At 73.6% G+C, this 25,408-nt stretch carries 17 protein-coding genes; 16 read left to right on the forward strand and 1 reads right to left on the reverse strand.

The genetic code is table 11. The features are described from left to right. Positions 1-3: 3 nt before the first annotated feature. Genes ACZ6Z8_RS21495 through ACZ6Z8_RS21565 form a run of 15 tightly spaced genes read left to right on the forward strand, consistent with a single transcriptional unit; the run spans position 4 to position 18,533 of the window. Complete coding sequence (locus ACZ6Z8_RS21495) at positions 4-2,205, forward strand: bi-domain-containing oxidoreductase (protein WP_465611635.1); 2,202 nt, start codon at positions 4-6, stop codon at positions 2,203-2,205. Next, positions 2,202-4,154: an alginate lyase family protein gene (locus ACZ6Z8_RS21500; RefSeq protein WP_465611636.1), complete on the forward strand. Its 1,953-nt coding sequence runs from the start codon at positions 2,202-2,204 to the stop codon at positions 4,152-4,154. Before ACZ6Z8_RS21495 ends, ACZ6Z8_RS21500 begins: the two co-directional genes overlap by 4 nt. Before the next feature lie 12 nt (positions 4,155-4,166). Further along, complete coding sequence (locus ACZ6Z8_RS21505) at positions 4,167-5,693, forward strand: right-handed parallel beta-helix repeat-containing protein (protein ID WP_465611637.1); 1,527 nt, start codon at positions 4,167-4,169, stop codon at positions 5,691-5,693. A 1-nt stretch (position 5,694) separates the two neighbouring features. Further along, positions 5,695-6,951: an O-antigen ligase domain-containing protein gene (locus tag ACZ6Z8_RS21510; RefSeq protein ID WP_465611638.1), complete on the forward strand. Its 1,257-nt coding sequence runs from the start codon at positions 5,695-5,697 to the stop codon at positions 6,949-6,951. A 2-nt stretch (positions 6,952-6,953) separates the two neighbouring features. Next, on the forward strand, positions 6,954-8,228 hold the full coding sequence (locus ACZ6Z8_RS21515; protein WP_465611639.1) for a glycosyltransferase: 1,275 nt from the start codon (positions 6,954-6,956) through the stop codon (positions 8,226-8,228). After that, positions 8,225-9,460 (forward strand): methyltransferase domain-containing protein, encoded by a 1,236-nt coding sequence (locus ACZ6Z8_RS21520; RefSeq protein ID WP_465611640.1) that lies wholly within the window; start codon positions 8,225-8,227, stop codon positions 9,458-9,460. Before ACZ6Z8_RS21515 ends, ACZ6Z8_RS21520 begins: the two co-directional genes overlap by 4 nt. Continuing rightward, the gene (locus tag ACZ6Z8_RS21525; RefSeq protein ID WP_465611641.1) at positions 9,457-10,242 is read left to right on the forward strand and encodes a glycosyltransferase family protein; all 786 of its coding nucleotides are present in this window, start codon (positions 9,457-9,459) and stop codon (positions 10,240-10,242) included. Before ACZ6Z8_RS21520 ends, ACZ6Z8_RS21525 begins: the two co-directional genes overlap by 4 nt. Continuing rightward, positions 10,239-10,886, forward strand: a complete 648-nt coding sequence (locus tag ACZ6Z8_RS21530) for a PIG-L deacetylase family protein (RefSeq protein ID WP_465611642.1) — start codon at positions 10,239-10,241, stop codon at positions 10,884-10,886. The genes ACZ6Z8_RS21525 and ACZ6Z8_RS21530 overlap by 4 nt, the downstream gene beginning before the upstream one ends. A gap of 3 nt (positions 10,887-10,889) precedes the next feature. Continuing rightward, the gene (locus tag ACZ6Z8_RS21535) at positions 10,890-11,915 is read left to right on the forward strand and encodes an NAD-dependent epimerase/dehydratase family protein (RefSeq protein ID WP_465611643.1); all 1,026 of its coding nucleotides are present in this window, start codon (positions 10,890-10,892) and stop codon (positions 11,913-11,915) included. Further along, positions 11,903-13,186: a DUF4910 domain-containing protein gene (locus ACZ6Z8_RS21540; RefSeq protein ID WP_465611644.1), complete on the forward strand. Its 1,284-nt coding sequence runs from the start codon at positions 11,903-11,905 to the stop codon at positions 13,184-13,186. Before ACZ6Z8_RS21535 ends, ACZ6Z8_RS21540 begins: the two co-directional genes overlap by 13 nt. A gap of 5 nt (positions 13,187-13,191) precedes the next feature. Next, positions 13,192-14,505, forward strand: coding sequence for a hypothetical protein (locus ACZ6Z8_RS21545; protein WP_465611645.1), 1,314 nt, complete (start codon positions 13,192-13,194; stop codon positions 14,503-14,505). Positions 14,506-14,512: 7 nt separating this feature from the next. After that, positions 14,513-15,460: a glycosyltransferase family 2 protein gene (locus tag ACZ6Z8_RS21550; RefSeq protein WP_465611646.1), complete on the forward strand. Its 948-nt coding sequence runs from the start codon at positions 14,513-14,515 to the stop codon at positions 15,458-15,460. Then, positions 15,457-16,644 (forward strand): polysaccharide pyruvyl transferase family protein, encoded by a 1,188-nt coding sequence (locus ACZ6Z8_RS21555; RefSeq protein WP_465611647.1) that lies wholly within the window; start codon positions 15,457-15,459, stop codon positions 16,642-16,644. Before ACZ6Z8_RS21550 ends, ACZ6Z8_RS21555 begins: the two co-directional genes overlap by 4 nt. Before the next feature lie 9 nt (positions 16,645-16,653). Continuing rightward, positions 16,654-17,202, forward strand: coding sequence for a dTDP-4-dehydrorhamnose 3,5-epimerase family protein (locus tag ACZ6Z8_RS21560; protein ID WP_465611648.1), 549 nt, complete (start codon positions 16,654-16,656; stop codon positions 17,200-17,202). Positions 17,203-17,207: 5 nt separating this feature from the next. Next, complete coding sequence (locus ACZ6Z8_RS21565; RefSeq protein ID WP_465611649.1) at positions 17,208-18,533, forward strand: glutamate-1-semialdehyde 2,1-aminomutase; 1,326 nt, start codon at positions 17,208-17,210, stop codon at positions 18,531-18,533. Between the two features lie 81 nt (positions 18,534-18,614). Here the strand turns inward: ACZ6Z8_RS21565 and ACZ6Z8_RS21570 are convergent, their stop codons facing one another. After that, positions 18,615-19,301: a phosphatase PAP2 family protein gene (locus ACZ6Z8_RS21570; protein WP_465611650.1), complete on the reverse strand. Its 687-nt coding sequence runs from the start codon at positions 19,299-19,301 to the stop codon at positions 18,615-18,617. A 380-nt stretch (positions 19,302-19,681) separates the two neighbouring features. Between ACZ6Z8_RS21570 and ACZ6Z8_RS21575 the strand changes: the two genes are divergently transcribed. Beyond that, positions 19,682-25,405, forward strand: a complete 5,724-nt coding sequence (locus ACZ6Z8_RS21575) for an SDR family NAD(P)-dependent oxidoreductase (protein WP_465611651.1) — start codon at positions 19,682-19,684, stop codon at positions 25,403-25,405. Positions 25,406-25,408 lie beyond the last annotated feature (3 nt).

Genomic DNA, 25,408 nt, shown 5'->3' on the forward strand with positions numbered 1-25,408 from the left:
CCGGTGAAACAGGTTGTGCAGAACTACAAGAGCGGCGAACTGTCGGTGCTCGACGTGCCGGTGCCGGGGTGCAAGCCGGGCGGGGTGCTGGTGCGCAGCGCCTTCTCGCTGATCTCCACCGGGACCGAGCTGATGAAGGTGTCCGAGGCCGGCATGTCGATGCTGGGCAAGGCCCGCTCCCGGCCGGACCAGGTGGCCAAGGTCATGCAGAGCGTCGCCGTCAACGGACTGCCCGCCACCTACCGCAAGGTGATGGGCAAGCTGGACTCCTACACGCCGCTCGGCTACTCGCTGTGCGGGGTGGTCGAGCAGGTCGGCGCGGGGATCGACGACGTGAAGGTCGGCGACCTGGTGGCCTGCGCGGGCAACGAGCACGCGCTGCACGCCGAGGTGAACTGGGTGCCGCGGAACCTCTACACCCCGGTCCCGGACGGCCTCGCGCCGCGGCACGCGGCCTTCGGCACGGTCGGGTCGATCGCCCTCCAGGGCGTGCGCCAGGGCGAGCCGCAGCTCGGCGAGGTGGCCCTGGTCATCGGCCTGGGCCTGATCGGGCAGCTGGTGGTGCAGCTCCTGACCGCCGCCGGGGTGCGGGTGGTCGGCGCCGACCCCGACCCGGCGCGCTGCGAACTGGCCGAGCGGCTGGGCGCGGTGGCCTGCGGCGATCCCGGCTCCGCGGCCGTGGAGAACGCCGTCGCCGAGCTGACCGGCGGTCACGGCGTCGACCAGGTGTACCTGGCCGCCGGCGGCGGCAGCAACCAGCCCGTCGAGCTGGCCGCCCACCTGGCCCGGGACCGCGGCCGGGTCGTCGACATCGGCAAGTGCCGCCTGGACCTGCCGTGGAACGCGTACTACGAGAAGGAGCTCGACGTCCGCTTCTCCCGCTCCTACGGGCCCGGGCGCTACGACCCGGAGTACGAGCTCGACGGGCGGGACTACCCGATCGGCTACGTGCGCTGGACCGAACGCCGCAACCTGGCCTGCTTCCTCGACCTCGCCGCCCGCGGCCGGGTCGACGTGGAACCGCTGATCTCCCACATCGCCGAGTTCGAGGACGCCGTCGAGACGTACCGGCGGCTGGGGGACGGTGAGTTGAAGGCCGTCGCGGTGCTGTTCCGCTACCCGGGGGAGGCGGGGGAGGAGCCGGCGCGGGCCCCGGCGGTGGCGGTGCCCGCGGTGCGCCGCGCCGCCCCGGCGTCCGCCCCGGCTCGGCCCTCCGGGTCGCCCGTGCGGCTGGCCTTCGTCGGCGCGGGCAACTACGCGACCTCGATGCTGCTGCCGCACCTGGCCCGGCGCGAGGGCGTCGCCCTGTCCGCCGTCGTCACCACGACGGCGCTGTCCGCGGCCAACGCCCAGCGGAAGTTCGGCTTCGCCCACGCGACCACCGACCTCGACGCCGTGCTCGGCGACGGGACGATCGACGCGGTGTTCGTGGTCACCCGGCACAGCTCGCACGCCGAACTGACCCGCCGGGCGCTGCTGGCCGGCAAGACGGTGTTCGTGGAGAAGCCGCTGGCCCTCACCGAGGACGAACTGGCCGGGGTGCTCGCGGCGGTGGAGGAGTCCGGCAACGACCGCCTGCAGGTGGGCTTCAACCGGCGGTTCGCGCCGCTGCTGCGGGAGGCCAGGGCCCGCTTCGGCGCCCGCACCGGCCCGGCGAGCCTGCGCTACCTGGTCAACGCGGGCCGGCTGCAGCACGGCAGCTGGTACCTCCAACAGGGCACCGAGGGCTCGCGGTTCGCCGGCGAGGGCGGGCACTTCATCGACACCGCGAGCTGGCTGCTGGGGGCCGACCCGGTCTCGGTGTACGCGGTCGCCCCGTCCGGCAACGAGGACCTCCAGATCGTGCTGCGCTACCCCGACGGCTCCACCGCCACCCTCAGCTACGTCACCACCGGCGCGCCCGGCTTCCCCAAGGAGACGCTGGACCTGGTCGCGGACGGCAAGGTGCTCAAGCTCGACGACTTCGTCCGCGCCTCGGTGTACTTCGACAGCACGGCCGGCGGCAAGCGGTGGGTCAGCTCGCGGCTGCCCAAGGCCCGCGACAAGGGCCAGTCCGCCGAACTGGCCTCGTTCGTCAAGGCCGTGCGCACCGGCGGCCCGATGCCGGTGCCGCTGGAGTCGCTGGTCGCCACCACGGCGGCCACCCTCGCCGTGCAGGCCGCCCTGACCGGCGGCGCGCCGGTGGCCCTGGCGAGGTCGCTGTGACCATGGGCGCCGGCTGGTACCTGCGGCGGCTGTCCCGGATGGGGCCGCAGGAGATCGGCGGCCGGGTCGGCGACGCGGTGCGCCGGCGGCGGTGGCGGTCGTCCGTGCCGCCGCACGGCCCGGGCGCCCCCGGCGCCCGGTTCACCGCCGTCCTGCCCGCCGGGGCGCTCGCCGCGGTGCCGCCGGAGGCCGCCAAACGGCTGCTCGCCGAGGCGGAGCGGCTGATGGACGGACACGCCGAGTTCTTCGGGGTGGAGCGCGACGACCTGGTCGCCCCGGACTGGTGGCGCGACCCGAGGACCGGGCGCCGGGCCCCCGCCGGCTACGCGTTCGACGTGCCGTACCGCGACGAGGACGCGGTCGGCGACATCAAGCAGATCTGGGAGCCCTCCCGGCACCAGTACCTGACCGTGCTCGCCGCCGCCTTCGCGCTGACCGGCGACGAACGCTACGCCGAGCGCGTCGCCGAGCACCTGCGGTCCTGGTGGGCGGCCAACCCGCCGCTGCGCGGGGTGCACTGGGTCAGCGGCATCGAGCTGGGCATCCGGTTGCTGTCCTGGGTGTGGATCCGCCGGCTGCTCGACGGCTGGCCGGACGCGGCTGCCCTGTTCGAGGGCAACCCGGTGGCGCTGGACCAGATCTGGCACCACCAGCGCTGGCTGGCCGCCTTCCCCAGCCGCGGGTCCTCGGCGAACAACCACGTCATCGCCGAGGCCGCCGGGCAGTTCGCCGCGGCCTGCGCCTTCGGGTGGTTCCCCTCCTCGGCGCGCTGGCGCTCCGGCGCACTGCGCTCGCTGGAGCGGCACCTGCGCGCCAACACCTTCCGCTCCGGCCTCAACCGCGAGCTGGCCACCGAGTACCACGGACTCGTCCTGGAACTCGGCCTGGCCGCGCTGGCCGAGGCGGACGCCGCCGCCGTGCCCGTCCCCGCGACGATCCGGCCGGTGCTGCTGCGGATGACCGACGCCCTCGCGGCCGTCGTGGACGACCGGCTGCGACCGCCCCGCCAGGGGGACGCGGACGACGGGCACGGGCTGGTCCTGGACGGCTCGGGCACCGACCGCTGGGCCTCGCTGCTCGCCACCGGGGACGCCGTGTTCGGCCGACTCGCCTGGTGGCCGGAGACGGCCGGCGCCGACGTGCGCACCCCGCTGCTGGCCGCGCTGATCCGGCCGTACGGGCGGAGCACGGCCGTGGCCCGCCCGGCGAGCCGTCCGGTCCACTTCCCCGACGCGGGGATGACCATCCTGCGCGGCCCGGGGGAGATCTGGTGCCGCTGCGACGGCGGCCCGCACGGCTTCCTGTCCATCGCCGCGCACGCCCACGCGGACGCGCTCTCCCTGGAGGTCCGGCACGACGGGGTCGACGTGCTCGCCGACCCGGGGACGTACTGCTACCACGGGCAGCCCGAGTGGCGGCGGTACTTCCGCTCGACCCTCGGCCACAACACCCTGGAGGCGGACGGCACCGACCAGTCCCTCTCCGGCGGCCCCTTCCTGTGGACCCGGCACGCCCGCACCCGCGTCCTGGTCGCGGACACCTCCGACCCCGGGGTGGCCCGCTGGTGCGCCGAGCACGACGGCTACCGGCCGTCGGTGCACCGCCGCCGGGTCGAGCTGCACACGGCGAGCCGGGAGCTGCGGGTGGTCGACGAGCTGCGCGGCCCGCGCCGGGCCGTGCGCCTGGTGTTCCACCTCGGCCCGGCCGTCACCGCGGAGCTGACGGGCGACCGGGCCCTGCTGACCTGGACCCGGGACGGCGAGGAACGCTCCGCCGTGCTGGACCTGCCCGGGCAGCTGTCCTGGCGGGCGCACCGCGGCGAGACGGACCCGCCGCTGGGCTGGTACTCCGCCGGCTTCGGACGCCGGGAACCCGCCACCACCCTGGTCGGCACCGGCTTCGCCGACGGCAGCCGGCGGTTCACCACCGTCCTCGGGTTCCGGGGCTAGGGGGAGGGGAGGGTGGGGATCACGAGGCGGCACCCGGGGGCGTGGGCGGCGCTGCCGGCGCTCGCCCTGCTGGCGGTGACCGGCTGCACGAGCGGCTCCGGCGCCCCGCCGGAGCCGACCGCCGGGCCGACCGGGGCGGCGGCCGCGGCCCGGGTGTGCGCCGCCCCCGGGGCCGGACCGGCGGAGGCACCGGCCGGCGCGGTGACGGTCGACCCCGCGGTGGTCGGCGACCTCGCGGCGAAGACCAGGAACAGCCCCCCGCACACCACCTTCTGGCTCCGGCCGGGCACCCACACGCTCGATCCGGACCGCTACGCCCAGGTCGTCCCCAAGGAGGGCGACAGCTACCTCGGCGCACCGGGCGCGGTGCTCGACGGCCGGAAGACCAACGAGTACGCGTTCAGCGGCGCCGCCACCGACGTCACCATCCGCCACCTGACCGTGCAGGGCTTCGTCGCCCCGCAGAACGAGGGCGTGGTCAACCACGACTCCGCCGACGGCTGGGTGATCGAGCACAACACGGTTCAGGACAACTCCGGCGCCGGGCTGATGGCCGGCGCCCACCAGCGGGTCCGCGCCAACTGCCTGCGCGGCAACGGCCAGTACGGCATCAACGCGTACAAGTCCGGTGCCCCGGTCAGCGACCTGCTGGTCGAGGGCAACGAGATCACCGGCAACGACACCGACGGGTGGGAGCGGCGGCAACCGGGCTGCGGCTGCACCGGCGGCGCCAAGTTCTGGGCCGTCGACGGCGCCGACGTACGCGGCAACTGGGTGCACGACAACCGCGGCCCGGGGCTGTGGGCGGACACCAACAACAACGACTTCCGCATCGAGGACAACCTGCTGGAGGCCAACGACGGCGCCGCGCTGATCTACGAGACCAGCTACAACGCGGTCATCCGCGACAACACGATCCGGCGCAACGACTGGGTCGAGGGCCGCAACGCCGCCGACCGCGGCGACGACTTCCCGTACGCGACGGTCTACCTGTCCGAGTCCGGCGGCGAACCGCGGATCCCGGCCCGCACGGACCGGATCGAGATCTACCGCAACGCGCTGGAGGACAACTGGTCCGGGATCACCCTGTGGGAGAACGCCGACCGGTTCTGCAACAGCCCGGCCAACACCTCCTCCGGTGACTGCACCCTGCTGGTCAGGAAGACCGACCGCTGCTCCCCGCCGACGATCGCCACCCCGCCGCTGTACGGCGACTGCCGGTGGAAGACCCAGCGGGTCGACATCCACGACAACCGGTTCGAGCTGGACCGGTCCGTCGTCGGCTGCGCGGTCAAGTGCGGCCGGATGGCCGTGCTGGCCAACTACGGCACCTATCCGGACTGGTCGCCGTACAAGGGCGAGCCGGTGGCCGAGGCGATCACCGGCGGGCAGCAGAACCGCTGGCACGACAACAGCTACCTCGGGCCGTGGAGCTTCGTCGCCCACGACCCGAGCCGCGCCCTCGACTTCGGGCAGTGGCAGGGCCTGCCCTACCAGCAGGACACGGGCAGCACCTTCCGGCCCCGGGCGGGTGGTTGAGATGGACCGGGACCTGACCCGCCGGGGGCCGGCCGCGGCGTCCGGGCCGCAGCCGGGGCCCGGGGCCGCGCCGCGCCCGGCCGGCCCGCCCCGGACCGTCGAGCTGATCTGGGGGCTGCTGATCCTCAACACCCTCGGCTCCGCCGGGGCGGTGACCGTCGTCCCGCTGCCCCGCTCCCTCATCCAGATGGCCACCATGGGCGCGCTGGTCACCGCGTTCACCCTGGCGCTCCTGCTCAACCTTCGGCTGCGCGTTCGGGCCAGCGCCTTCCTGTGCCTGCTCACCCTGCTGCTGGTGCTGAGCGTGGTCTCCAGCGCCCACCTGGAGTCCGGGTTCGGCGCACTGTTCCGCTGCTTCCGGCTGGCGCTGTTCGTCGGCACGCTGTGGCTGCTCAGCCGCTGGTGGGACGGCGGGCCGACGTTCGTCCGGTACCACGTCCGGATGTACTTCGCGGTGCTCCTGTCGGTGGCCGCCGGCCTGGTCGTCTCCCCGGGCGCGGCGATGCCCGAGCTCTACGGCGGACGGCTGGTCGGCGCGCTGTGGCCGCTCACCCCGCCGCAGATCGGCCAGTACGCCGCGGTGATCGTCGGGCTCACCGTGCTGCTCCTGCTGGGGCGCCGGACCACCGGGTCCAGTGCGGCGGTGATCATCCTGCCGTCCCTCGTCCTGCTCGCGCTGACCCACACCCGCACGGCCACCCTCGGCCTGATCGCCGGACTGGCGCTGGCGATCGGCTCGCTCGTCCTGACCAGCGCCGCCGCCCGCAGGTTCTTCGGCTGGGCGGTGCTGTGCGCCACCGCGGCCGCCGTCGGGCTGAGTTCCCTGCTGGAGGCGTGGTTCCTGCGCGGGCAGAGCCAGGAGAACTTCTCCAACCTCACCGGCCGGGCCAAGGTCTGGGACGCCCTGCTCGCGGCGCCCCGCACGACCCTGGAGCAGCTGTTCGGCACGGGCCTGGGCGACAAGTCCTTCGGCGGGCTGCCGATCGACAACAGCTGGCTGGCCGTCTACAACGAGCAGGGCCTGACCGGCACCGCCGTCGTGGCGGCGGTCTTCCTCGCGCTGGGCGGCGTCGCCCTGCTGCGGCCGCCGTCGCTCTCCAGGGCCTGCGCGATCTTCCTCATCAGCTACTGCGCGATCGCCTCGTACACCGAGGCCGGGCTCGGCGACGCCTCGCCGTACCTGCTGCACCTGACCGTGGCCGCCTCGCTGCTGGCGGCCCCCGCCGCTCCCGTCCCGACGCCCGAAGGGGTGAGCTGACCATGCACGTCCTCGTGGTGCACAACCGCTACGGCTCGGCGCAGCCGAGCGGGGAGAACAGGGTCGTCGACCAGGAGGCGGCGCTGCTGCGCGAGGCCGGCCACCGGGTCGAGCTGTTCGAGCGGCGCAGCGACTCCATCGCCGCCCGGTCCCTGCCGGGCAAGGCCGCGGTGCCGCTGCTGGTGCCGTGGAACCCGGCGGTGCGCGCGCAACTCGCCGCCCGGCTGCGGGCCGAGCGGCCGGACGTGGTGCACGTCCACAACGTCTTCCCGCTGCTGTCGCCCGCGGTGCTCGCGGCCTGCGCCGACGCCGGGGTGCCCGCCGTCGCCACCCTGCACAACTACTCCCAGGTCTGCCCGCCGGGCACCCTCCAGCGGGACGGCCGGCCGTGCACCGAGTGCGTCGGGGGCTCACCGCTGCCCGCCGTCCGGCACGGCTGCTACCGCGGCTCCCGGCTGGCGACGGTGCCGCTCGCGGTGAGCCTGGCGGTCAACCGGCGGCGCTGGTGGTCCGGCGTGGAGCGGTTCTTCTGCATCTCGGCGGCGCAGCGCGACGTCCTGGTGCGGGCCGGGCTGCCGCCCGAACGGCTGGCGGTGAAGCACAACTTCGTGCCGGAGCCGGGCGTCGGCCGCACCGGCGGCGGGGAGCACCTGCTCTACCTCGGGCGGCTCGCGGAGGCCAAGGGCGTGCGGCTGCTGATGGCCGCGTGGGACCGGCTCGCCGCGGACGGCGGGGTGGGCGTGCCGCTGGTGGTCGCCGGCGCCGGGCCGCTGGAGCGGGAGGTGGCCGCCTGGGCGGCGGGCCGGGACGACGTCCGGTACGCGGGGCTGTACGACCCGGCCCGGTGCCGGGAGGCCGTCGCCCGGTCGGTCGCCGTGCTGGCGCCCTCGACCTGGCTGGAGGCGTTCGGGCTGGTGGTCGTGGAGGCGATGGCGGCCGGGGTGCCGGTCGTCGCCGCCGGTCACGGCGCCTTCGTGGAACTCGTCGAGGACGGGGTGACCGGGCTGCTGCACCGGCCGGGCGAGGCGGCCTCGCTGGCGTCCGCCATCCGCCGGATCACGGCCGGGCCGGCGCGCAACCGGGAGATGGGACTGGCGGCCCGGCGCCGTTACGAACAGGGGTTCAGCCCGGCCGTCGGGCTGGAGCGCCTGGTGGAGGGGTACCGCTCCGCGATCGCGGGTCGGTCCGGCGGCGCGGACGGCGCGCCGCCGGTAGGGAACACGAACGCTGGCCCGCCGCGGGGATCCCGCGCGGGCGGGATTGGGGGCACCACGTGACACGATGCCGACTCTGCGGCTCGGCGGCGCTGGCGAGCGTCGTCGACCTGGGGGCGACCCCGCCGTGCGAGAGCTTCCTCGCCGCCGACGAACTCGACCGGCCGGAACCGGCGTACCCGCTGCACCTGCGGGTCTGCACCGACTGCTGGCTCGCGCAGCTCCCCCCGCTGATCACGCCGGAGGAGACCTTCACCCAGTACGCGTACTTCTCCTCCTACTCGACCTCCTGGGTGGAGCACGCCCGCAGCTTCGTGGACGGCGCCGTCCAGCGGCTGGGCCTCGGCCCGGACGCCTTCGTGGTCGAGGTCGCCAGCAACGACGGCTACCTGCTCCGGCACGTGGTGGACCGGGGGATCCGCTGCCTCGGCATCGAGCCGTCGGTGAACGTCGGCGCCGCGGCGCGGGAGGCGGGCGTGCCCACGCTCACCGAGTTCCTCTCCCCGGACACCGGCACGGCCGTCCGCGCCGAACACGGCCCGGCGGACCTGGTGGTGGCCAACAACGTCTACGCCCACATCCCCGACGTGGTCGGGTTCACCCGGGGGCTGCGCGCCCTGGTGGCCGACGACGGCTGGGTCTCCGTCGAGGTGCAGCACCTGCTGACCCTGATCGAGGAGAACCAGTACGACACCATCTACCACGAGCACTTCCAGTACTACACGGTCGCCTCCGCGGCCCGGGCCCTGGCGAGCGGCGGACTCACCCTGGTGGACGTCGAGTTGCTCCCCACCCACGGCGGCTCCGTCCGGCTGTGGGCCCGCCCGGCCGCGGCGGCCGGCGAGCCGGGCCGCCGGGTGGCCGAGGTGCTGGACCGGGAGAAGGCCGCCGGGCTCCAGGAACTGTCCGGGTACACCGAGTTCTCCGCCCGGGTGGCCAGGGTGCGCCGCGACCTCCTGCGGTTCCTCATCGACGCGGCCGAGCGCGGCGAGACGGTCGTCGGCTACGGCGCCCCGGGCAAGGGCAACACCCTGCTCAACCACTGCGGCATCCGGCCCGACCTGCTCCCGTACACCGTCGACCGCAACCCCTACAAGCACGGCCGGTTCACCCCCGGCACCCGCATCCCGATCCTGGCCCCCGAGCAGATCGCCGTCGACAGGCCGGACTACGTCCTGGTCCTCCCGTGGAACCTGCGGGCCGAGCTGACCGAGCAGCTGTCCTTCGTCCACGAGTGGGGCGGCCGGCTGGTCTTCCCCGTCCCGGAACTCAGCATGGTCGAGGTGAAGCCGTGAAGGTCGTCCTGTTCTGCGGGGGTTACGGGCTGCGGATGCGCAGCGGGGCGTCGGACGACGTGCCCAAGCCGATGGCGATGGTCGGGCCCCGGCCGCTGATCTGGCACGTGATGCGCTACTACGCCTACTACGGGCACACCGAGTTCATCCTCTGTCTCGGCTACGGCGCCCACCACATCAAGGACTTCTTCCTCAACTACGAGGAGACCACGTCCAACGACTTCGTGCTGCGGGGCGGTCGGACCGAGCTGCTGTCCACCGACATCGCCTCCTGGACCATCACCTTCGCGCAGACCGGCATCGAGTCGCCGATCGGCGAGCGGCTGCGCCGGGTGCGCCACCACCTGGACGGCGACGAGATGTTCCTCGCCAACTACGCCGACGTGCTCACCGACGCCCCGCTGCCGGAGATGATCGACCGGTTCGCCGAGCGCGACGCCGGTGCGTCGATGATGGTGGTGCCGCCGCAGTCCTCGTTCCACTGCGTGGAGTTGGGCGAGGGCAACCTGGTGGGCGGCATCACCGCGGTCAGCGACATGCCGCTGTGGGAGAACGGCGGGTACTTCGTGCTCCGTCAGGAGATCTTCGACCACATCCCGGAGAACGGTGACCTGGTGGCCGACGGCTGCACCCAACTCGCCAAGCGCGGACGGCTGGTGGCCCACCGGCACCGCGGCTTCTGGAAGCCGACCGACACCGTGAAGGAGCGGGCCGCCCTGGACGCCGCCTACGCGCACGGCGACCGCCCGTGGGCGGTCTGGGAGCGGGAGGGCGCGGCGTGATCCGGCTCCGGCCCGGGCGCCTGAACGGCGTCGTCGCCGTGGGCGCGCACTGCGACGACATCGCCATCGGCGCCGGCGGCACCCTGCTGACCATGTGCCGGGCACGGCCGGGCCTGCGGGTCGACGCGCTGGTGCTCTCCGGCGGCGGCAGCGAGCGGGAACAGGAGGAGCGGGCCGCGCTCGCCGCCTTCTGCCCCGGCGCCGACCTGCGCCTGACCGTCCGCAAGCTGCCGGACGGCCGGCTGCCGGCGCACTGGGACGAGGCCAAGGCCGCGGTGGAGGAGCTGCGCGGGCAGTGCGACCCGGACCTGGTGCTCGCCCCGCGCACCGAGGACGCGCACCAGGACCACCGCGGCCTGGCGAAGCTGATGACCACCGCCTTCCGCGACCACCTCGTGCTCGGCTACGAGATCGTCAAGTGGGACGGCGACCTCGGCCGCCCGACGGCGTACCAGCCGCTGGCCCCGGAGACCGCCGAACAGAAGGTGCGGCTGCTGCAGGAGCACTACCCCTCGCAGCGGCACCGCCCCTGGTACGACCGGGAGGCCTTCCTCGGGCTGGCGCGGATCCGCGGCATCGAATGCCACGCGCGCTACGCCGAGGCCTTCGCCGCCACCAAACTCACTCTCGGCCTGGAGGGCTGACCCTTGCGCGTACTGCTCACCGGACACCAGGGCTACCTGGGCACCGTGATGGCTCCCGTCCTCGCCGAGGCCGGGCACGAGGTCGTCGGCCTGGACGCCGGGCTGTTCGCGGACTGCGTCCTCGGCCCGAAGCCCGCCGACCCGCCCGGGCGCCGGGTGGACCTGCGCGACGTCACCGCCGAGGACGTGGCCGGGGTGGACGCCGTGATCCACCTGGCCGCGCTGTCCAACGACCCGCTGGGCTCGCTGGCCCCGGACCTCACCTACGACATCAACCACCACGCCTCGGTGCGGCTCGCCGAACTCGCCCGCGACGCCGGGGTGAAGCGCTTCCTGTACGCCTCCACCTGCTCGGTGTACGGCGCCGCCGGCGGCGACGAGCTGGTGGGCGAGGACGCGCCGCTGCGCCCGGTGACGCCGTACGCGGAGTCCAAGGTGCGCGTCGAGGACGACCTGCACGAGCTGGCCGACGGCGACTTCACCCCGGTGTACCTGCGCAACGCCACCGCCTTCGGCTACTCGCCCCGGCTGCGCGCCGACATCGTGCTGAACAACCTGGTGGGCCACGCCCTGCTCTCCGGCGAGGTGCTGGTGCTCTCCGACGGCACCCCCTGGCGCCCGCTGGTGCACGCCGCCGACATCGCCCGGGCCTTCGCGGCGGCGCTGGCCGCGCCCCGGGAGGCGGTGCACGACCGGGCGTTCAACATCGGCAGCGAGGTCAACAACGTCACGGTCGCCGAGATCGCCGAACAGGTCGCCGAGGCGGTGGAGGGCTCCAAGGTGCGGATCACCGGGGAGGCCGGCGCCGACCCCCGCTCGTACCGGGTGGACTTCTCCCGCTTCCGGGCCGCGGTCCCCGGCTTCGACTGCGAGTGGACGGTCGAGCGCGGCGCCGCCGAACTCGCCGACGCCTACCGGAAGTTCGGCCTGACCAAGGAGGACTTCGACGGCCGCTACACCCGGCTGGCCGTACTGCGCCGGGCCACCGGGGCCGGCACCGTCGACGACACCCTGCGGTGGCGCCGGTGACCACCGTCGGCGAGGAGATGCACGCGCTGGTGGCCCGGCTCCACCCGATTTGCCGGAGCATCACCGGCGACGGGGTGCGCGCCACCCTGGAGATCCTCGGCGAGTACCTTCCGCTGCAGGTGCACGAGGTGCCGACCGGGACGCAGGTGCTCGACTGGACGGTGCCGCAGGAGTGGAACATCCGGGACGCCTACATCGCCGACGCCGCCGGGAACCGGGTCGTCGACTTCGCCGCGTCCAGCCTGCACGTGCTCGGCTACAGCGTGCCGGTGGCGGCCACCATGCCGCTGGCCGAGCTGCGCGGACACCTCCACACCCTGCCCGACCACCCGAGCTGGGTGCCGTACCGGACCAGCTACTACACGCCCGACTGGGGGTTCTGCCTCTCGCAGGAGACCCTGGACGCCCTGCCGGACGGCGACTACGAGGTGCGCATCGACTCCACGCTCGCGGACGGCCACCTCACCTACGCCGAGCACGTCGTCCCCGGGCAGGTCGCCGACGAGGTGATCGTCTCCTGCCACGTCTGCCACCCCTCACTGGCCAACGACAACCTGGCGGGCATCGCCGTGGCGACCTTCCTGGCACGGGAGTTGGCGCGGCGCGACCCGTGGTACACCTACCGGTTCGTCTTCGCGCCGGGCACCATCGGGGCGATCACCTGGCTGGCCCGCAACGCGGAGCGGGTGGAGCGGGTCAAGCACGGCCTGGTGCTGGCCTGCGCCGGGGACCGGGGGCAGCTGACGTACAAGCGGAGCAGGCGCGGCGACGCGGAGATCGACCGGGTGCTGCGGCACGTCCTCACCGCCTCCGGACGCCCGCACCGCATCACCGAGTTCACCCCGTACGGCTACGACGAGCGGCAGTACTGCTCGCCCGGCTTCGACCTCGGCGTCGGCTCGCTCAGCCGCACCCCGTACGCCGGGTACCCCGAGTACCACACCTCGGCGGACAACCCGGACTTCGTCACGCCGGAGGCCATGGCGGACACCCTCGCGGTCTGCCGCGAGGCCTTCTCCCTGCTCGACCGCAACCGCAGCTACCTCAACCTCAGCCCGTACGGCGAACCGCAGTTGGGCCGGCGCGGGCTGTACGACTCGCTGGGCGGGCGCAGCGACGCCAAGCAGGCCCAGCTGGCCATGCTCTGGGTGCTCAGCATGTCCGACGGCCGGCACAGTCTGCTGGACGTCGCCGAGCGGTCCGGGCTGCCGTTCGACACGGTCGCCGTCGCGGCCGACGCCCTCCGGGGCGCCGGGCTGGTCAAGGCCTGACGCCGATGACCACCGAGGGGGTGAGGACGACGACCCCGGCCGGGTCCACCGAGCCCGCCGGGGAGGGCGGGCGGCCCGCCAGGCGGGGCGTCCTCGGGCGGGTGTCCTGGGGGCTGGCCGACCAGGCGGTCACCAGCATGATCAACTTCGCGGTGGGCATGTACGTCGCCCGCGAGCTGGGGGTGCACGCCTTCGGCGTGTTCAGCCTGGCCTGGCTGACCTACGGAGTGGTGCTCAACGTCTCCCGCGGGCTGGCCACCGACCCGCTCATGGTGCGGTTCAGCGGCGTCCCCGAGGCCGCCTGGCGCGCGGCGGCCGCCCGCTCCTCGGGGACCGCGCTCGCCGTCGGCGGCACGCTCGGGACCGTCTGCCTGCTAATCGGGCTCGGCCTCGGCGGCGAGGTCGGGCCCGCCTTCGCCTGCCTCGGCGTCGCCCTGCCGGCGCTGCTGCTCCAGGACGCCCGGCGGTTCGCCTTCTTCGCCGCCGGCACCGGGCGCAAGGCCTGCACCAACGACCTCGTCCAGGGCGCCGCGCTGGTCCCGGCGATGGTGGTGGCGGCCCGGGTCGGCACGGTGGCCGCCTTCCTGCTGGCCTGGGGCGCCGCCGCCGCGGCCGCCGCCGGATACGGCTTCCTCCAGTCCGGCGTCCGGCCCCGGGTGACCGGAGCCCGTGGGTGGCTCCGCGAGCAACGCGACCTCGGCTCCCGGTACCTGGTCGAGAACGTCAGCCTCAGCGGAGCCGGCCAGCTGCGGGCGTACGGGCTCGGTGCGATCGCCGGGGTCGGCGCGGTGGGCGCCGTCCGGGGCGCAGAACTCCTCCAAGGCCCGTTCCTCGCCCTGCTGATGGGACTGTCCCTGGTCACCGTGGCCGAGGCGGCCCGGGTGCTGCGCCGGACGCCGCACCGGCTCGGCCGGTTCTGCCTCCTGCTGGGCGGCGGGCAGGCCGGTGCCGCGCTGCTGTGGGGCTCGGCGCTGCTGCTGATGCCGGACCGGGCCGGCGAACTCGTCCTCGGCGACGTCTGGCACTCCGCCTCCCAGCTCATCGTCCCGGCCACCCTCGGCGTCGCCGGCGCCGGCCTCGGCAGCGGCGCCGCGGCCGGGCTGCGCGCCCTCGCCGCCGCCCGGCGCAGCCTGCGCTGCCAGCTGTTCGCCTCCGCCTGCTACCTCGGCGGCGGGCTCGGCGGAGCGGCCGCGGCCGGCACCGTCGGCTCGGCCTGGGGCGTCGCCGCCGCGACCGCCTGCGGCTCGGCCCTGTGGTGGTGGCAACTGCGCGCCGCCCTGCGCGAGCACCTCAGCCATCCGAAAACACCCCCGAAGTGAGGACGCCATGACCGCCGTTCCCCGGTTGAGCATCGGGCTGCCCGTCTACAACGGCGAGGAGTACCTCGCCGAGTCGCTCGACGCCCTGCTCGGGCAGACCTACGAGGACTTCGAGCTGGTCATCTCCGACAACGCCTCGACCGACCGCACCCAGGACATCTGCCGCACCTACGCCGAGCAGGACTCGCGCATCCGCTACCTCCGGCTGCCCGTCAACGTCGGCGCCGCGCCCAACCACAACTACGTCTTCACCCAGTGCCGTGGCGAGCTGTTCAAGTGGGCCTCGCACGACGACCTGTACGCCCGGGACCTGCTGCTGCGCTGCGTGGAGGCGCTGGACGAGCGGCCCCACATGATCCTCGCGCACTCCGGACAGGCCGTCATCGACGAGAACGGCCACGTCAAGGTCCCCTACGAGTACGGGCTCGCCACCGACTCGCCGTCCGCGCCCGAGCGCTTCCGCAGCCTGCTGTTCGAGCCCGGCGGCGACGACTTCTACGGCGTGATGCGGGCCGACGTGCTGCGCCGGGTGAAACCGCACGACAGCTACCACCACGCGGACCGCACCTTCGTCGCCGAGATCACCCTGCACGGGCCCTTCCACCAGGTGCCCGAGCTGCTGTACTTCCGCCGCGACCACCCCACCCGCGCCGAGCGGGCCAACCCCTCCAAGCGCTCCCGGTGCGTCAACCTGGACCCGCGCCGGGCGGGCCTGCTCCACCCGACACCCCGACTGCTCGCCGAGTACGTCTGGGGCTTCGCCTCGGCGATCCGGCGGGCGCCGCTGTCCCCGGACGACCGGCGCGCGTGCTACCGCCACCTGGCCTCCTGGATGACCAGCCGGGCGCGGCCGGGCGTCGGCGAGCGGGTCGAGGACCGCGCCCCGGTCGTGCCCACCGACCTGGCCGTCTCCGTCGACGGGCTCGTGGCCGGGCGCGAAGGGAGGCGGGCATGAAGCAACCGCCCCTGCGGGTCGGGGTGTTCGGGCTGCTCGGCTCCGGCAACCTCGGCAACGACGGGTCGCTGGAGGCCGTCCTCGGGTACCTGCGTGCCGAGCAGCCGGAGGCCGTCGTGGACGCGTTGTGCGGCGGGCCGGAGGTCGTCACGGCCCGGTACCGGATCCCCGCGACCCGGCTGCACTGGTACCGGGGCGAGTACCGGACCGCCTCCGGGGCGGGCGCGATCCTCGGCAAGGGCCTGGGCAAGCTCGTCGACGCCGCCCGCACCGCCGCCTGGGTGCGCCGGCACGACGTGGTGATCGTGCCGGGCATGGGCGTCCTGGAGGCCACGCTGCCGCTGCGGCCCTGGGGCTTCCCGTACGCGCTGTTCCTGCTCTGCGCCTCCGGCCGGCTGTTCGGCACCCCGGTGGCGCTGGTCGGCGTCGGCGCCGCCGCGATCGCCGACCGGCCCACCCGGGCCCTGGTGCGCTGGTCGGCGCGGCTGGCCGCCTACCGGTCGTACCGGGACGCGCTGTCCCGCGACGCGATGCGGGCGATGGGCGTGGACGTCTCGCGGGACGAGGTCCACCCGGACCTCGCCTTCGCCCTGCCGGCACCGCCCGCCCCCGGCTCCCCGGGCGGGCGGGTCTGCGTCGGCGTCATGGACTTCCATGGCGGCAACGACGACCGCGCCCGGGCCGAGGAGATCCACCGGCGCTACCTGGACGGCACGACCCGCTTCGTCCGCGCCCTGGTCGAGGACGGCCGGCAGGTGCGGCTGCTCACCGGCGACGCATGCGACGCCGCGGTGGTCGACACGATCACCGAGGCGGTCGGCTCCCCGCTGGTCACCGCCGCCGAGGTGGCGTCACTGGCCGACCTGATGGCGGAGACGGCGGCCGCCGACGCCGTGGTGGCGACCAGGTACCACAACCTGGTCTGCGCACTGAAGGCCGGCACCCCGACCCTCGCCCTGAGCTACGCGGCGAAGAGCGACGCGCTCATGGACCGGATGGGCCTGGGCGCGTACTGCCACGCCGCGCGTGACATCGACCCCGACCGGCTGATCGACCAGTTCCGGGAACTGGAGAAGCGGTCCGCGGAGCTGCGGCGGACCCTCGGGGAACGGAACCTGACGGCCACCCGGCAGCTGGAGCAACAGTTCACCGCCCTGACCACGGCCCTCTTCCCGAACGTGTAAGGACTCCTCTTGAAGGTCACCGAAGTCCCGGCGATCGCCGGCGCCTACCTGTTCACCCCGACCCCGTACGCCGACGAGCGCGGCTTCTTCTGCCGCACCTTCGACGCCGAGGTGCTCCGCTCGGTGGGCCTCGACCCCGACGCCTTCGTCCAGCACAGCGTCTCCCGTTCGGTGCGGGGCGTGCTGCGCGGCATGCACCTGCGCTCCGGCGCCGGGGAGGCCAAGATCGTGCGCTGCTCGCACGGGGAGGTGTTCGACGTCGTCGTGGACCTGCGTCCGGACTCGCCGACCTACCGCAACGTGGCCACCTTCGAACTGTCCGGCGAGACGCAGGCCAGCGTGTACATCCCGGCCGGGTGCGCGCACGGCTTCCAGGCGCTGACCGACGCCGACGTCTCGTACCGGATCGACCGCCCGCACGACCCGGGCGAGGACGTGACCATCGCCTTCGACGACCCGGAGCTCGCCATCGCCTGGCCGCTGCCGCCCGTGTCGATGTCCAAGCGGGACCGGGAGGCGCCGAGCCTCGCCGAGGCCCTGCGTGCTGAGGAGAACTGAGTCCCATGACCGTTGACGACTTCCAGCTCCCCAAGTCGCGGGCGGCGAACGAGCGGCTGCACGCGCTGGTCCCCGGCGGCGCCCACACCTACGCCAAGGGCGACGACCAGTACCCCGAGCACCTGGCCCCGGTCATCAGCCACGGCCGCGGCGCCCACGTCTGGGACGTCGACGGCAACCGGTACGTCGAATACGGCTCCGGGCTGCGGTCGGTCAGCCTGGGCCACGCCCACCCGCGCGTGCTGGAGGCGGTGCGGCGGGAACTCGACCGCGGCAGCAACTTCGTCCGGCCGTCCGTCGTGGAGGTCGAGGCCGCCGAACACTTCCTGGCCACGGTGCCGACCGCCGAGATGGTGAAGTTCGCGAAGAACGGCTCCGACGTCACCACCGCCGCCGTGCGCCTGGCCCGCGCCGCCACCGGCCGTTCCCGGGTGGCCGTCTGCGCGGACCACCCGTTCTTCTCCGTCGACGACTGGTTCATCGGCACCACCCCCATGGACGCCGGCATCCCCTCGGCGATCACCGAGCTCACCGTCTCGTTCCCCTACGGGGACCTGGCCACCACCGAGGAACTGCTCACCCGCCACCGGGGCGAGATCGCCTGCCTGATCCTCGAACCCGCCGGCCACACCGAGCCGCCGCCCGGGTACCTCGCCGGGCTGCGCGAACTGGCCGACCGGCACGGCTGCGTGCTGGTCTTCGACGAGATGATCACCGGCTTCCGCTGGTCCGAGGCCGGCGCCCAGGCCCTGTACGGCGTCGTCCCCGACCTCTCCACCTTCGGCAAGGCACTGGGCAACGGCTTCGCGGTCTCCGCGCTGGCCGGGCGCCGCGACCTGATGGAGCGGGGCGGGCTGCGCGGCGAGGGCGACCGGGTGTTCCTGCTGTCCACCACGCACGGCGCGGAGACCCACGCGCTGGCCGCCGCGATGGCCGTCCAGGCCACCTACGTCGAGGAGGGCGTCACCGCCCGGCTGCACGCCCTCGGGGAGCGGCTGGCCGCCGGTGTCCGCGAGGCAGCGGCCGCCATGGGCGTCGGCGACCACGTCGTCGTCCGGGGGCGGGCCAGCAACCTGGTCTTCGCCACCCTCGACGAGCAGGGACGGCCTTCGCAGCCCTACCGCACCCTGTTCCTGCGGGAGCTCCTGGCGGGCGGGGTGCTGGCGCCGTCGTTCGTGGTGAGCAGCGCGCTCGACGAGGCCGACATCGACCGGACGGTCGAGGTGGTGGCCGCCGCCTGTGCCGTGTACCGGAAGGCGCTGGACGCCGGTGATCCCACGTCGTGGCTGGGCGGGCGGCCGGTGAAGCCGGTGTTCCGCCGCCGAGCCTGACCGGCCCGGCCCGGCCCGGTCCGGTCCGGTCCGGCCCGGCTCGGTCGGCCGGGTGACGTGACGTGAGGTGACGTGCCGACGTCAGCGGTGCTCGCGCCGAGCGGCGTCGGCCGTCCGGTCGACCAGCCACGCCGTCGCCGGCACCACCGCCAGCGCGGTGCACCAGCCGGCCAGGGCGTCGGTCGGGTAGTGCGCGCCGAGCGCGACCTGCGCCCAGCCCATGGCGGCTCCGGCCGCCGCCGCGGCGGCGAGTACGAGCCAGGCCCCGGACCCGAATCCGGGCCCGGGGCCGTGGTGGCTGCGGCGGCCGGTCGCGAGCAGGGCCGGCACGAGGGCGAGGGCGGTGGCGAAGGCGGTGTGCCCGCTCGGGTAGGACAGGTTCTCGCCGTGGATGGTGCGCCCCACCAGGTGCTTGAGCAGCGTCGCCGCTCCGACGGTCAGGCCGATCGCGGCCACGGCGAACACCGCCGCGCGCGGGCGCCGCAGCACCAGGCAACCCGTCACGAGGACGGCGACCAGCGCCGTGGCCCCCACCGGTTCCCCCAGCGAGTCCAGGAGCAGCGCCACGGACCGCCACGGCGGGCGAACCCCGCCAGCCGCCGCGCCGATCCGCGCGTCCAGCGTTCCGGGCTCGCCCTCGCCGGCGTACCGGAACGCGAGCAGCGCGACCACCGACGCGGCGAGGCCCGCGACCGGCCCGAGCCACCCGCGCAGCGCCGGGGGCAGGACCGCGAGCGCCTGCTCCGCCGGCGGGGTTGTCTGCGTCATGCCTCAACCTACCGTGGTTCCAGTGCAGTTGGGCGGAAAACGCGGAACCGGGTGGCAGCGGCCGGGCCCTCGTCGAGTCCGTCCCCGTCGACCACCCCCGCGCCGCACCGACCGGCCGCCCGGCGGCAGTTCCAAGATCTCCGATAAAGAGGATCATGCCGCCACAACAATGATCATGCCGCCGCAAGTCGACGTGATAGGCGGAGATTTCGTGATCGGATTTCACTTCGCGCCAGGGCCTTGCTGATTCGCCGATAGCCGTGTAAGGATCGGACTCGTCAAGCAGCGGGGGCGCATGACACCGACCTCTGCTGTCGTGTCGCGCGCTTGATCTGGAGCGCCGTCCGGACGCCGTGCAACGGCTTCCATGGAAGGAAGACATGCGCTCCCATTCAGGTGAACGGCGATCTTCGGGAACTCCGATCGCAATCGTCGGAATCGGTTCCCTCTTCCCGAACTCCAGCAGCACGGGTGATTTCTGGCAAAGGGTCGTGGAGGCCGAGGACTGCATACGGGAAGTCCCGGATTCGCACTGGTCGACCGAACGCTATTTCGACCCCGATCCGACGGCCCGGGACAGGACCTATTCGCGGCGCGGGGGATTCCTGCCCGACGTCCCGTTCGACGCGATGGGCCTCGGCATCCCGCCGACGCTCCTGCCGTCGACCGACATCGTCCAACTGCTCAGCCTGGTCGTCGCCCGCGACCTGCTGCGGGACGCCGGAGCCGAGGGATCCTCCTGGTTCGAGCCGTCACGGACCGGAGTCGTCCTCGGCATCAGCGGCTCCCTCTCGGCCACCATCCCGCTCAGTTCCCGGATGCAGGCCCCGGTCGTGGCCGACGCGGCGCGGAGCATCGGCCTCGCCGAGCGCGATGCCGAGGAGATCGCGGAGCGGTTCACGAGGGCCTTCGTCGAATGGGACGAGGCCTCCTTTCCCGGGCTGCTGGGCAACGTCGTGGCGGGGCGCATCGCCAACAGACTGAATCTCGGCGGAATGAACTGCACGGTCGACGCCGCCTGCGCGAGTTCCCTCGCGGCAATAGAAGTCGGGGTGCGGGAACTGGCCGCCGGCCGACAGGACATGATGGTCACCGGCGGCTGCACCGTCGACAACACCGTCTTCGCCTACATGGCCTTCTCCAAGACTCCGGCGCTTTCCCTCTCCGGCAACGTCCGGCCTTTCGACGAATCCGCGGACGGGACCCTCCTCGGCGACGGAATAGGCATGGTCGCGCTGCGCCGGCTCGATGACGCCGAGCGCGACGGCAACAAGATATACGCCGTGATTCGCGGACTCGGAACCGCCAATGACGGCCGGTCCGGCAGCATTTACGCCCCGCAGAAAAACGGGCAGATGCTCGCACTGCGCCGGGCGTACGAGGACGCGGGCGTACCGGTCTCCTCGATCGGCCTTTTCGAGGCGCACGGCACCGGCACCAAGGCCGGTGACAGCGTGGAGCTCTCGTCGTTGACGGAGGTCATCCGGGAGGCCACCTCCGAAGGAAAGTTCGCCGCGATCGGAAGCGTGAAGTCGCAGATCGGCCACACCAAGGCCGCGGCGGGTGCGGCGGGCCTCATCAAGACCGCCCTGGCACTGCACCAGAAGGTGCTGCCCCCGACGATCAACGTCACCCAGCCGCTCGAAGCGGCCGCCGCGCCCGACAGCGGGATCTACGTCAACACCCTGGCGCAGCCGTGGATCCACGACCCGGAGCGTCCGGCCAGACGGGCGGCGGTCTCCGCCTTCGGGTTCGGCGGGACCAACTACCACTGCGTACTGGAGGAGTACCCGGCCCCCGGTCAGCCGAGGACGGTCCTCGCGCCGACCGTGCGGACGGCGCTGTGGCACGCCCCGGACGCCCCGACCCTGGCGGAACGGCTCGTCCAGGACCCGCCGGCCGAGGACGACGCCGCCGTTCCGGCCGGGGACCCGAGGATCGGCTTCGTCTACCGCACCCAGGACGAGTTCGAGGAGCTGAGGTCGGCCGCCGCCCGCCTGGTGCGCGAGCACCCCGAGGCCGAGGAGTGGAACGACCCGGCGGGGATCTCCGGCAGACGCGGAGCACTGCCCGGACACGGCAGGGTCGCGGCCGTGTTCGCCGGTCAGGGAAGCCAGTACGTCAACATGGGGCGGACCGCCGCGCTCGCCGTGCCGCCGGTGCGGGAAGCCTTCGACAGCATGGCCAGGGCAGCCGGGAAGTCGACGGTGTCCCGTGCGGTCTTCCCGCCGCCCACCTTCGGCGAGGACGACCGGCGGCAGGAGGAGCTGCTGCGGCAGACCCAGAACGCCCAACCCGCCATCGGGGCGCTCTCCGTCGGCCAGTACAACTGGCTGCGGGAACTCGGCTTCGCCCCGGACGGCTTCATCGGGCACAGCTTCGGCGAACTCACGGCGCTCTGGGCCGCCGGCAGCCTGACCGAGGAACAGTTCTTCCGCCTGGCCGGTGCGCGGGGCCGGGCGATGGCCGCTCCCGCCACCGGACCCGGCGCCCTGGACACCGGGGCGATGGCCGCGATCAGCGCGCCCAGCAGCGTGGTGGACGACCTGGTCCGGGCGCACGAGGACATCCGGGTCTGCAACATCAACGCGCCCGAGCAGTTCGTCGTCGGCGGAGCCACCTGGCAGATCGAGAAACTCGTCGCCGAGGCGAAGGCCAAGGGGATCACCGCGTCACGGCTCCCTGTGTCGGCGGCGTTCCACACGCCGTTCGTGGAGCACGCGGTGGAGTCCTTCCGCGCGGCCGTCGAGGCGACCGAGTTCCGGGCCCCGGACCGGCCGGTCTACGCGAACACGGCGGGTGCCTCCTACGGGGCCGACCCGGCGAGGAACAAGCGGGTCCTGGTGGAGCAGCTGCGCAAGCCGGTCGACTTCGCGGGACGGATCACCGAGATGTACGACGCGGGCTTCCGGGTCTTCGTCGAGTTCGGGCCCAGGTCCACGCTCTCCGGGCTGATCGAGCGCACGCTGCCGAACGGCTCGGTGGTCTGTCTCTCCGCCGACAAGGGGCCGCGCGCCTGCGCCGACCGTTCCCTCAAGCTCCTCGCGCTCCGGCTCCGCGTCCTGGGCCTGCCCGTCCACCGGATCGGCCGCTACGACCGGACCGAGGACCCGGCGCCCGTCGCCAAGGGCTCGATCCTCCTCACCGCGAAGAACTTCGTCCCGGAGCACAAGAAGGCGGAGTACGAGCAACTCCTCGCCACACCGTACGAGATGACGACCTCCCGAACGCCCGAAACGCCGCATGCACCCGCCGCCGCGGCCGTTCCGCACGGCCACCGGGACGAAGAACCGGCGAGGCCCTCCCCGGCAGCGGAGAGCGGACCTGCCACTCATGACGATGGAGTCGATGTGCCGATCAGTACCAGCCGACTGCTGGCCAGACAGGTGACGCTGCACAAGGGATACCTCAACGGGCAGTTGCACGCCGCCCAGGAGATGGTCGCCGACATCTCCGAACACGTCGGCGCCGCACCCGCCGAGGAGGTCGGGAAGTCGCTGCGCGTGCTGCAGCGCTACCTCGCGCTGATCCTCGAAGGGCAGGAGCAGGGGCACGACCTGATCACCGCTCTGCTCGACGGGGCGGAGCTGCCGGCGCCTGCGGTTGTCGAGCCCTTACCGGCGCCACGGCAGGCGGTCCTACCGCGGGCGGCGGCGGAGGCGGTCGAGGCACCGGGAGTTGAGGCGCCGGAACCGCTGGAGGCCCTGGCCCCGCTTCCGGTCCAGGCCCCGGACCCGGTTCCGGTCCAGGCCCAGGCCCCGGACCCGGTTCCTGTCCAGGCCCCGGCCCCGGACCCGGTTCCGGTTCTGGAGTCGGTGGCGGCGGTGCGGGCGCGTGAGGCGTTGCTCGCGGTGGTGTCGGAGAAGACCGGTTATCCGGTGGACATGCTGGACGTGTCGATGGACATCGAGGCGGATCTCGGTGTGGATTCCATCAAGCGGGTGGAGATCGTCAGCGGTCTGCAGGGGGCGTACCCCGCGATCCGTGAGATGGACACCCAGCGGCTCGGTGAACTGAGGACGCTCGCCGATGTGGTGGCGGTCCTCGTCGCTGCCGACCCCGACGCGGCGGACGTCGTCGAGGCCGCGGTGGAGGCGCCGAAACCGGTGGAGGCGCCGGTCCAGGCCCCGGACCCGGTTCCGGTTCCGGTTCCGGTTCCGGTTCTGGAGTCGGTGGCGGCGGTGCGGGCGCGTGAGGCGTTGCTCGCGGTGGTGTCGGAGAAGACCGGTTATCCGGTGGACATGCTGGACGTGTCGATGGACATCGAGGCGGATCTCGGTGTGGATTCCATCAAGCGGGTGGAGATCGTCAGCGGTCTGCAGGGGGCGTACCCCGCGATCCGTGAGATGGACACCCAGCGGCTCGGTGAACTCAGGACGCTCGCCGATGTGGTGGCCGTCCTCGTGGCAGCGGACCCGGACTCGGACCCGGCCCCGGACGCGGCGGACGCGGCGCAGGGCGACGACCACGCGTCCGGAATCGGCCGTCTCACGGTCGCCTACGACACCGTGGGCGAGGTGGTGACGCAGGGAAAAGCATTCGCGCCGCGGTCAGCGGCGCTGCTGGTCGATGACGGTTCCGCAATCACCCGCTGCATCGTCGACGAACTCCTCACCCTGGGGCTCCGGCCGCATCTCGTCACGCTGCCCGGTGTCCAGCCGCCGGCCGCCGACCTGCCGGTCACCCGGCTCGGATCCTGGGACGAGTCGGCGCTCGCCGAAGCCGTCGAGGACGTGGCGCGCCGGGCCGGCCGACTGGACCTGTGCCTCCAGATGGCGGGCAGCGAACCGGCCACCGTCGGGCACGCCGTGGAGCGGCTGACCCACGCGATCCTGCTGGCGAAGCTGACGCAGCCGCATCTGCTGGCGACCGCGCAGGACGGGCGTTCCGGGTTCGTCGTCGTGACGAACCTGGACGGCGCGGCAGGGCTCGGCGGCGGCACGCTGCCGAGCGGTCCACCGGCCGGTCTGCCGAGCGGCCTGCTGGCCGGGCTCACGGGCCTGACCAAGACGCTGGCCGTCGAATCACCGGACCTGTTCTGCCGGTCGATCGACCTCGCACCGGGACTCGACGACGCAACGGTCCGGGCCGTCGTGCACGGCGAGTTGAACGACCCGGACACCGGACTCCACGAAGTGGGGCACGACGGCCGGAGGCGCACCGCGCTGGCTTTCGCACCACCGGTGGCCCCCGGCACGGCCGTCGGTCCCGGAGGCGGTGGATCACCCGGGGCGTCGGACCTGTTCGTGGTGACCGGTGGGGCGCGCGGGGTGACCGCCGAGTGCGTCGCCGCGCTGGCCGCCGAGTACCCGTGTGAGCTGCTGATCCTCGGCCGGACCGAGCCGGAGGCCGAGCCGGAGTGGGCCGAGGGCCTCGACGGCGCCGGGCTGAAGGGGGGCATCATCGAGCACGCCGGACGCAACGGCGGGAAGGTGGCCCTCCCCGAGGTCGAGCGCCGGTACCGCGCCATCCTGGCCCGGCGCGAGATCGCCGCGAACCTGGCCCGCTTCCGCGCCGGGGGTGCCCGGGTGACGTACCTGGCCGTGGACATCCTGGACGCGGGCGCGGTCAAGGACGCCCTGGAGCCCTATCGGGAGCGGATCAGCGGTGTGGTCCACGGCGCGGGCCTGCTGGCGGACCGGCTGATCGCCAGGAAGCGGGCCGAGGACGTCACCGCCGTGCTGGCGACCAAACTGGTCGGCCTCGATAACGTCCTGTCGCCGCTGACGGACCGGCGCCTCAAGCACATCGTGCTGTTCTCGTCGGTCGCCGGGCTGTTCGGGAACCGCGGCCAGGCCGACTACGCGGTGGCCAACGAAGTGCTGAACCGCATGGTGGCCGCGCTCAGGCGGGAGCGGCGGGCGGACCGCGTCCTCTCCATCAACTGGGGTGCGTGGGACGGTGGAATGGTCACGCCGGAACTGCGCGGGATGTTCGAGGAGCGCGGGGTCGTCCTCATCCCGCGGCACGTCGGCGCGGGGATGTTCGCCGAGCAGTTCGCGCCCGGGCGCACCGGCGACGCGGTCGTCATGATCGGTCCGACGGCCGGGCCCGCGGGCCTCGACCCGCGGCGGGCACCCTCCTCCGCCGTGACCGGGGGCTGACGG

It is taken from the genome of Kitasatospora sp. NPDC101108 (genome assembly GCF_055584725.1).